The sequence below is a fragment of the Coprobacter sp. genome (assembly GCF_982436375.1).
Genome location: NZ_CEWDCG010000007.1, coordinates 25,492 through 35,782 on the forward strand (window position 1 = coordinate 25,492; position 10,291 = coordinate 35,782).

At 39.8% G+C, this 10,291-nt stretch carries 7 protein-coding genes and 1 riboswitch; of the genes, 5 read left to right on the plus strand and 2 right to left on the minus strand.

Going from position 1 to position 10,291, the window contains the following annotated elements:
* The first annotated feature begins 118 nt into the window (after positions 1 to 118).
* From AC1WHX_RS00965 to AC1WHX_RS00985, 5 genes are all read left to right on the plus strand, one after another.
* On the plus strand, positions 119 to 1,972 hold the full coding sequence (locus AC1WHX_RS00965; RefSeq protein WP_122337135.1) for a portal protein: 1,854 nt from the start codon (positions 119 to 121) through the stop codon (positions 1,970 to 1,972).
* Between the two features lie 363 nt (positions 1,973 to 2,335).
* Positions 2,336 to 3,559, plus strand: coding sequence for a sugar MFS transporter (locus AC1WHX_RS00970; protein ID WP_303116026.1), 1,224 nt, complete (start codon positions 2,336 to 2,338; stop codon positions 3,557 to 3,559).
* Positions 3,560 to 3,693: 134 nt separating this feature from the next.
* Positions 3,694 to 3,895, plus strand: a riboswitch (cobalamin riboswitch).
* A 44-nt stretch (positions 3,896 to 3,939) separates the two neighbouring features.
* Complete coding sequence (locus tag AC1WHX_RS00975; protein ID WP_303116029.1) at positions 3,940 to 5,967, plus strand: TonB-dependent receptor; 2,028 nt, start codon at positions 3,940 to 3,942, stop codon at positions 5,965 to 5,967.
* Positions 5,968 to 5,979: 12 nt separating this feature from the next.
* Positions 5,980 to 7,122, plus strand: coding sequence for a DUF5074 domain-containing protein (locus AC1WHX_RS00980; RefSeq protein WP_122337133.1), 1,143 nt, complete (start codon positions 5,980 to 5,982; stop codon positions 7,120 to 7,122).
* 726 nt (positions 7,123 to 7,848) lie between these two features.
* The gene (locus tag AC1WHX_RS00985) at positions 7,849 to 8,109 is read left to right on the plus strand and encodes a hypothetical protein (RefSeq protein WP_303116032.1); all 261 of its coding nucleotides are present in this window, start codon (positions 7,849 to 7,851) and stop codon (positions 8,107 to 8,109) included.
* 13 nt (positions 8,110 to 8,122) lie between these two features.
* On the opposite strand, the gene AC1WHX_RS00990 is transcribed toward AC1WHX_RS00985, so the two are convergent.
* Positions 8,123 to 9,397, minus strand: coding sequence for an ATP-binding protein (locus AC1WHX_RS00990; protein WP_481228802.1), 1,275 nt, complete (start codon positions 9,395 to 9,397; stop codon positions 8,123 to 8,125).
* Positions 9,398 to 9,577: 180 nt separating this feature from the next.
* Positions 9,578 to 10,213 (minus strand): hypothetical protein, encoded by a 636-nt coding sequence (locus AC1WHX_RS00995; RefSeq protein ID WP_122304380.1) that lies wholly within the window; start codon positions 10,211 to 10,213, stop codon positions 9,578 to 9,580.
* Between the last annotated feature and the right edge of the window lie 78 nt (positions 10,214 to 10,291).

Sequence of the window (10,291 nt, forward strand, 5' to 3'; positions counted from 1 at the left end):
TTTTTTTTGCAATCGAGAAAGTAAATCCAGAGTCTGTTTAAAATTCTTTATAATACTCCAATACAAAAAAAGGACTGAAACAGACTCTCCGACTTATAACCGTAAAATAAAAATCATTATGAATGACTGCAATTACAAAATCTTTAACAACAAACGGTTAATGCCGAAACAAGAAAAGAGAAAAGAAAAAGAAGACGAAACATTCGACCGTTCTCAATACAAAATTTTATGGACGGCAAAAAAGGCATGGGAAAATATAGAACCATACCGCAGGCGTCGAAAACGAAACAGAAAATATACATTCGGACAGCAATGGAGCGATAAAATAACGTTACCGGACGGAAGAACGATAACCGAAGAGCAATATTTGAAAGAACAAGGGAAAGTCCCCTTAAAAAACAATCTGATCCGTCAACTGGTAAAGAACGTCATCGGACAATTCCGAAGCACTCAGACTCAACCGGTATGCATCTCCAGAGACCGGAACGAACAACAATTAGGAGAACTGATGAGCATAGCCCTCGAATATGTTTATCAACATAACCGAATGTGGGAAATCGACGGCAGGACTCTCGAAGAATTTTTGATCTCGGGAAGCTGCTTCCACAAAATAGTTTACGGCAAAAGGCGAAATAAAACGGATGTATGGATCAACGAAATAAACCCGAACCGAATTTTCTTCAACAATATGGAAGATATACGACATTGGGATTGCACAATGATAGGAGAATTGCATGATGTACCTATCGCAACAATCTTATCCAATTTTTCGGGAGGCTCTCGCAAACGGGCTTCCCGTCTCCGGGAAATTTACAGTAATGCCAATCAAGAAGAACTGTACCGTCAATATTCAAACCTGACCACGGAGCGGATCGACAATCTCGACTTTCTGATTCCCGGAGAAGACCACCTCTGCCGGGTAATAGAAATATGGAGGCTCGAAAATCGTGAACGGTTAAAATGCCATGATACTTTGAACGGAAAACTTTATAAAGAAGAAATAGACCGTTTACCGGCCATCGAAGCGGAAAACAGAAAAAGAATCTCCGATGCCGGAAAAGCAGGGATTGACAGTAAAGACGTTCCGCTGATCCGCACCGAATGGTTTATCGACCAGTTTTGGTATTATCGCTTTTTCTCTCCTTTCGGAGACATTTTGGATGAAGGAGAGACCCCGTACTGGCACGGAGAACACCCTTACAGCATGCGACTTTATCCGCTTATCGACGGAGAAATTCACTCTTTTGTCGAAGACATCATCGACCAGCAACGATATATAAACCGACTGATTACATTGGTTGATTTTATCATGGGATCGAGTGCCAAAGGCGTATTGCTTTTCCCAGAAGATCAAGTTCCCGACGGAATGACCATCGAAGATGTAGCTGAGGAATGGACACGATATAACGGAATCATTTTATTCAAACCGAAACCGGGAGCGCCCCTTCCTCAACAAATTGCCGTAAATTCGACCAATGTAGGCGCTTATGAACTTCTAAACCTGCAAATGCGACTGTTAGAAGATATCTCTGGCGTACATGGTGCTATGCAAGGAAAAACCGCTGCATCGGGAACTCCCGCCTCCCTTTATGCACAACAAACCCAAAATGCAAGTCTGAATCTCATCGACCTGTTCGAATCTTATAAAACTTTTCGGGAAGACCGAGATACGAAAATGATGAAAACCATCCAGCAGTTTTACGACGAAAACCGGTATTTGGAAATTGCGGGAGATAAAGCTACCGAAGGACAAATACTCGCATCTCCGGATAAAGTCCGTAATGCAGAATTCGATATATCCATCACCGAATCCGTTTCCTCTCCGGCATACCGGGTAGCATCGAACGAGTTTTTGCTGGAACTGTTCCGAATGGGACAGATTTCTTTAGAAATGCTCCTTGAAAACGGTTCATTCCCATTTTCCGACCGCTTGTTACAGAGTATAAATAAATTAAAACAAGAGACTCAATAACAAAATTCTAAAGATACTCTACCGCTCAAAAAAACAGAAAACATTTAGACTCCATTTCAATACGTCAAGTGAGAAGGTGCAATATTTATTACACCTTCTTTTGATAATTATTTAAAAAACATGTTTTAAACATCCATTAAAGCCTGTCTAAATTTTACTCGGGTCAGGTTTGAAAGTTTTTTTCGAAGATATTTCTCTATTTTTATAAGGAGGATAATGACTATCTGACGAATGAAAACGGGAAAAAAGGCCTGATAATATTTTCTGCATCGGAAAATTTAAACAGACTCTTAGTATTTCAAAAAATTCGTATATTTAGCAACTAAAAGAAAGGGATTATTTTGATATTACTGAATATCGATCATGAAAAACAAATTTGATAATACAACTATTTTCAAGGCTCCGGACGGCCGATCTTATCTCGTCCCGTTTATTTTGGTCACCAGTTTGTTCTTGTTATGGGGATTTGCTCACGGATTGCTGGACGTGCTGAACAAGCATTTTCAACTTGCATTTACCATGACAAAAGCAGAATCGGGATTAGTACAATTCTCGACTTATATCGCTTATTTCCTCATGGCTATTCCTGCAGGAATCTTCATGAAAAAATACGGATATAAAAAAGGCATCATTCTGGGTTTATTACTCTTCGCAACCGGAGCATTTTCTTTTATCCCGACAGCACTCATGCACTCTTCTACTCCGTTTCTGATCGCGTTATTCATAATTGCGTGCGGTTTATGTATTCTGGAAACAGCAGCAAATCCCTACTCAACAGTTTTAGGCCCTAAAGAATCGGCTGCACAAAGAATAAATTTGTCCCAATCATTCAACGGTCTGGGCTGGATACTCGGGCCTCTGGTCGGAGGTGCTCTGATTTTCGGTACTCCCGAAGGAGACTCCTCCGCTCTTACCAAACCCTATATTCTTGTGGGCAGCATCGTTCTGGTAATAGGTATTTTATTTTTCTTTACGAAGCTTCCCGAAATCAAGGAAGATGATGAAAGAACTCCGGTTACGGAAAATATTCCGGACAAATCGATTTGGAAGCACCGCCATTTCGTACTTGCCGTAATAGCTCAGTTTGCCTACTGTGCCGCCCAAACCGGCATATTCAGTTTCTTTATCAATTACGTCACCGAACAAGACCCGAGTATCGATCCTGAAAAGGCATCGAGGTTTCTGGCTTTCGGCGGAATGACTTTATTCATGGTAGGAAGGCTTTCGGGGAGTATGCTGATGAAATGGACTACGCCCAATAAACTGCTTGTCCTATTCTCTTTGATTTCATCCATATGCATGCTTCTGGTAATTCTCGCTCTGGGAAGAATATCATTATATGCCCTATACACGACCTTCTTTTTTATGTCGATCATGTTCCCTACGATTTTCGCACTCGGGCTTTCGAATATGGGAACTCTTACCAAAAAAGCTTCGTCATATATCGTTATGGGCGTAGCAGGTGGCGCTTTCAGTCCTATGCTCATGGGATTGATCGGAGAGAATAACATGGCTGTCGGATTCATTGTCCCGTTCGTTGCTTTTATATATATTCTGTTTTTTGCAGCCAAAGGTTACCGCTCGTAAATAAGAATACGACTATTATCACCCAAACTTGTTTAAATTTTTGGATAAAGAAATTCTCAAGCCAGCCCCGAACAAAATTTAGACAGGCGCAGAGCGAACAGTCAGAAAATTAGACAGATTCTCAATAATTCTTCTTATCTTTGTCCCCGTATCGGTTCGAGATGCCTGCAACAGGATATCGATGAAAAGGGAATCCCGTGAAAGTCGGGAACAGTCCCGCTGCTGTAATTCTCCTATATTCGCGGCAAACTACCCCCTGCCACTGAATAGAATTATTCGGGAAGGCGTTTGCCCACAGAGATAAGTCAGAAGACCTGCCATACACACAAAATGCCGTTTCTTGCGAGGATGAGACCGGCAATACAAAAAAATTTCAGCGAATGCGTAATTTCCGATTTTGCAACCCTGCTTTATTGTACGGGATAATCTTATGGTGGATTATTCTGCCGATTCGCATATCCGGACAAACGACCGCCAAAATCGATACGACAAAAACCTACCAACTAAAAGAAGTCGTATTCACCGGAAAAACGATAAACAGAGATGTAGTTCCGGCACAAACGCTTTCAGGCAAGCAATTAGAAAGACTCAGCGTGCATTCTGTCGCAGATGCGATCCGATATTTCTCGGGAGTACAGATAAAAGACTATGGCGGAATCGGCGGACTGAAGACCGTCAACATCCGAAGCATGGGAACAAATCATGTGGGTGTATTTTATGACGGTATCCAACTGGGCAATGCTCAGAACGGGACAATCGACCTGGGACGTTTCTCATTAGACAATATGGAAGCGATCACCTTATACAATGGGCAGAAAAGCAGTATCTTTCAACCAGCAAAAGATTTCAGTTCGGCAGGTTCGGTTTATCTGCAATCCAGAACTCCACGTTTTGAGGAAGGCAAAAAATATAATCTGAAAGCAACATTCAAAACCGGTTCGTTCGGAACGGTTAATCCGGCAATTCTTTGGGAACAAAAGCTGAGCGAGAATATAAGCGGATCGGTAAGCGGTGAATACCTCTATACCACGGGACGATATAAATTTACGTACCGTAAAGAAGGCGGATATGACACTACTGCCGTACGACATAACGGAGATGTAAACGCTTTACGGATAGAAACCGGTCTTTTCGGAAAAATAAAAGACGGCAACTGGAAAACAAAACTCTACTTCTATAATTCGGAACGGGGTTATCCGGGTGCTGTTGTCAGGAACAAATTTTCCAATGAAGACCGCCAATGGGACTCGAACTTTTTCGTGCAATCGTCATTCCGAAAAAGTTTTGCAGAACGTTATCATCTTTTAATCAGCAGTAAATATGCGTATGATTACCTCCATTATTTAGCAGATCCGAGAAAAGACGCCTCTGTCACGTACACAGACAATCATTACCGGCAACAAGAAGTTTACTTATCGGCAGCCCAAATGTATTCTATATTCGATTTCTGGAACATCAGTTTATCGACAGATTTTCAATGGAATAAACTAAACGCCGATTTGATCAATTTTGCCTATCCAAGACGTTACTCGGGATTGATAGCGATAGCTTCTTCTTTTGAAATGGAGCCGGTAAAATTACAGGCAAGTCTGTTGGGGACTTTCACAAAAGAAACCACATCTTCTGCAATCGTACCGGCCTCACACAAACCGCAATATACCCCGACAATTATTGCATCTTACCGTCCATGGAAACATATCGGATTAGATATAAGGGCTTTCTATAAAAAAATCTTCCGAATGCCTACTCTGAACGATTTATACTATACATTTATCGGCAATGTAAAGCTAAATCCCGAATATACGACTCAATATAATGTCGGCATTACATACAACAAAAGCTTCAACGGAATATTACGCATATTGGAGATACAAGCAGACGGATACTACAATCAGGTACGGGACAAAATCGTCGCAATGCCGACATCCAATTTTTTCCGCTGGACAATGGTCAACTTAGGAAAAGTAAAAATTAAGGGAATCGACATTGCCTCCAATGCAGGATGGCGATTCGGGACACAATGGAGCATCGACACCCGCATAAATTACACTTACCAGAAGGCACAGGACTACACTTCTACCGACGATCTTTATTACAAAGGACAAATTCCGTATGTCCCCCTGCATAACGGATCGGCAGTCATCAATGCCGGATACAGAAACTGGGAACTGAATTACAGTTTCATATATACCGGAGAACGATATGCTTCGAGAGCCAATACCGAAGAAAACTACGTTCTTCCATGGTACACAAGCGATTTATCTCTATCGAAAAATCTCCGATGGCACAAAACCGGAATAAAAATAACCGCCGAAATCAACAACTTATTTAACCAACAATATGAAGTCGTGCGTTCTTATCCCATGCCCGGCACTAATTTCAAACTGATATTGAATGTTACACTTTAACCGGATAATTTTATGAAACGAATGAATATGCAAAATATTTACCGTATCTTTCCACTTATATTTTTGTTACTGACAAGCTGCCGGGGCGATGAGCCTGTTCCCGTTCCACGAGAAATCACCGTAAGTTCGGGATTCTATCTGCTCAACGAAGGAAATAAAGGTAATAATATGGCTACTCTCGACTATTTCGACTACACCAATAATACCTATTATCTGAACATATATGCAGAGAGAAATCCGACTGTAGTCAAAGAATTGGGAGATGTCGGCAATGACCTGCAGATATACGGAAACAGACTATATGCCGTAATTAACTGTTCTAATTTTATAGAAGTTACAGACCTGAAAACGACAAAACACATCGGTATGATCCAAATTCCGAGTTGCCGCTATATCGTTTTCCACAAAAACAAAGCATACGTATCATCGTATGCCAGCATAGACGGAAGCGATTTATACGCCAGACAAGGATATGTTGCCCAAATAGATACCGCCTCTTTACAAGTCGAAAAGAGAGTTGCCGTAGGGTCGCAACCGGAGGAGATGGTCATCATCGGAGATAAATTATATGTGGCAAATTCGATGTGCGTTTCGACCGGAGAAATGGATCATACGGTTTCGGTAATCGACCTGAATACATTTACCGAAATAAAAAAAATAGATGTTGCGGTAAACCTGCACCGGATGAAGGCAGATCGTTACGGTTACATTTATGTCTCGTCCAGAGGAGACTATTATGACGGGAAGTCCGATCTTTATATGATAAACAGTCGTACAGACGAAGTAGAAGGTCCTTTATCGATACCTGTCAATAATATGTGTATATCAGGAGACTCCTTATACATTCTTGCAAAAGAATTCAATTATATTACAGGATATGCAGAAAGTGTTTATGGAATCATAGACACCCGTACTCACAAAATCCTTACCCGAAATTTCATATCGGACGGAACCGATACCCGGATAGATATGCCATACGGCATCGCGGTAAATCCCATCAGCAAAGAAATATTCGTCACAGATGCCAAAGATTTCATCACACCGGGAAAAGTTTACTGTTTCTCTCCAGACGGCAAAAAGAAATGGGAAGAAATAGCCGGAGAAATTCCATCGAACATTGCATTTGTGTTAGAAACTCAAACAACAGATAATTAACAATATAATGAATTTATATTGCTTAATCGGTAAGAAGCCCATTTAAACGGATAATAAAAATATTTCTATAAGAGCCTATTTAAATTTTAGACAAATAGATTTTGAAAATTTCTTTTGAGTTTTGCGGGGGATAATACGGAATATCTGAATGAAAACAGGAAGACAGACCGAAAGAAAGCGTAAAAATAATCTGGAGAATGTTATTTACATCATGTATAATATATTGTATATCAATACAATAGAATCTACATTTACTTATTAAAAAAACAACACAGAAATAAAATCGGTATTTTAGGAGATTCTTCGATTTTTACTTTGCACTTGATTTCATTCTTTGCACTTGGTCTCACAAAAATGTTGTTGAAAGCCATTTCTCCAACTATCTACACTTATCGGAAGAATATCGTTTGGTTGTGTATTGATGAATTATGCAGCCAAAAAAGAAAGGAGCAACCTCGGCCCAAGAAGTATTTCTCCATTAGAGTTTTTGGTCCCTGCAAAGTTAACTATTTCTATCAAGTCATAGGCACATGGAAAGGCAAATATGCCTACCTAAATTTAGTTTACTTTGGTTTAGCATATATAGGTTAATAGACTAAACTAAACTGAATTTTCAATCTATTTCCACCTGATGAAGTAAGATATATCTTCCTTAATCACCTAAATGGGATGATTACAGAGGATAGTAATGACTTTGTTCGAATAAAGGACTTTGCAGATGTAAAAGTGCGTATTCCGAACCCAGACGATGATTATATACGTTCTATCACATACATTTGCGACGAGGAGTTGGCATTAGCTATGAAAACAATCGCTCAGCATAGTTTTGGTATTACACCTGAAGATTTATTCATCGTAACTGCCAGAGAATTTGGGTTTAAACGTACTGGTGAGAATATAATTTCTTCACTTCGCAATGTATATGAACAAATGCTTAAAAACAATGAAGTGACAGAGATAGATGGTAAAGTTTGTGTAGTGCATTAACAATTAGAATGATTTAATTCTTCAAGCATCCAATCGGCACAACATATACTCCATCTGTTCGTTTATAGGCAAAGTCACCAACACCTGTCAGCACCATACAAAAAGCAGGGGCTTTCATTCGGGAGGTGTCTATGATATTTGAAAGTGCCATTAATGTTTTTGCGCCATCATCAATCAATTTCTCTCCACCCAATTTTATTTCAATAAGACCATACGACCCATTACGCAAATGTACCACAGCATCGCATTCCAAACCGTTCTTGTCTCTATAATGATACACAGAACCATCCAAGGCATCTGCATAAACCCGAAGATCCCGAACACACATTGTTTCAAAAAACAACCCAAATGTATTTAAGTCGTTAATCAAATCATTAGGACCTAAACCAAGAGCAGCCACGCCAACAGAAGGATCGACATAATATCTTGTATTCGATGTACGAACTGCTGTTTTACTCCTTAAGTTGGGATTCCATGCCGGCATATCCTCAATTACAAATATTTTCCGCAAAGCAGTAAGGTATGCATCTATCGTTTCATCGCTGACATCCTCCGGTTCATTTGTTGATATATCGGCAAGGATTGTCGCGATACTTGCTTGAGAGCCTTGATGTCTGGCATAAGAACGCATAATTCTCTTTGCCCGTTCGGCATCTCGTTTTACGTTGTCAACTCGTGATATATCGCTATTTGTTATTGCTTTATAATAATCTGTCGCCTGCAATAGTGCGGCCTTTTCTGTTTTCTTTTGCAAAGCCTTAGGCCACCCTCCTCGGCAAACGACAAAAGCGAGCATCGGCAATGTAAGTTTATTCAAAGCACCTATTTTATCAGGTGTAAGAAACAAATCCGATAGGCTTATCTCACCTGTAGAGTCGCCAGATTCCCACAAACTCATAGGGCGCATAGTAAGCCATCCGTATCTTCCGGTACCTGTATGATGAATATCTTTGGCTTCAGCAGGCACCGCAGAACCTGTAAGCATAAATTGTCCATCTTCGCCTCTATGGTCTACCTCAAATCGGATGGCATCCCAAAATTGAGGAACTTCCTGCCATTCATCAATCAAACGCGGAGTTTCTCCTTCAAGCAAAAAGCTAATATTAGTTTGAGCCATTTGCCTATATTGCTCTTGTTTAGTAGGGTCGTCCATATAGATAACACTTTTGGCCTGCTGCTCAGCCGTGGTCGTTTTGCCACAAGCTTTAGGCCCCTCTATCAATACAGCACCCATCGCTTCTAACTTATCACGCAGAAGTTGATCCGCTATTCGATTCTTATATTCCATACACTGTATTTTTTTGCAAAAATAGCTTATTTCTTTGTAATCCAAATCAATTTCAAAAATAAATTTGGGAATTTGGCGCAAAACTATTTGGAAATTTAGCTTTATTTTGATTGGAAATATGGCGGATTTCTTTATTGGAAAATCCAACGCTCCCCAACAAGGATAAAATAAGCCCGATACTCAATCCAAAATATAACGAATTCCCGAACGTTTTTTTAAATCGGCCATATCTTCCAAAGAAAGCTGGTTATCTCCGATATCCAAAACCGAAATTGCAGGAGAAATTTTTAATGACCGCAAAGCATTATGTTGTGTATATAAATAGGTCAAAGAAGAGCACAAACTTACATCAAGAACCGACAGCATATTATCGGAACTGTCGAGATAAAGCAGAAATTCCTGATTTCCTATTTTCAAATTGTTTAACGCATTGTGAGAACAATCCAAAGAGACCAAATAAGATAGTCCGGATATATCCAACTCCTCGATCCAGTTAAAAGAACAATCAAGGTGTTCGAGCCATTTGCAAAAAGAGACATCGATATTCTCCAAACAACATTTCGGGACACGCAATTCATTGATACATTCTCCGCAAATACGTATCACATATTCTCCCTTTCGGGTATATGTATGAATCATATTTTTATCGCAAACACCATCTCCCCAGTCGATCATAAAATCACGTGCCGATACAGAAAGTTCGATTTCGGAATTTTCCGGAATTAAATATGTAATAAGAGTAATTACACCAAAAGTTGCAGCCTTCTTATTAACAACAGATGTTTGTCTCCTATAAATTAACGGCAAGATTTTCATATCACAAAAAATATGACTTCTAACACAATACCCAATAAACTATTTAATTAGTCTAAAAATTATTAAACTCAATATAAT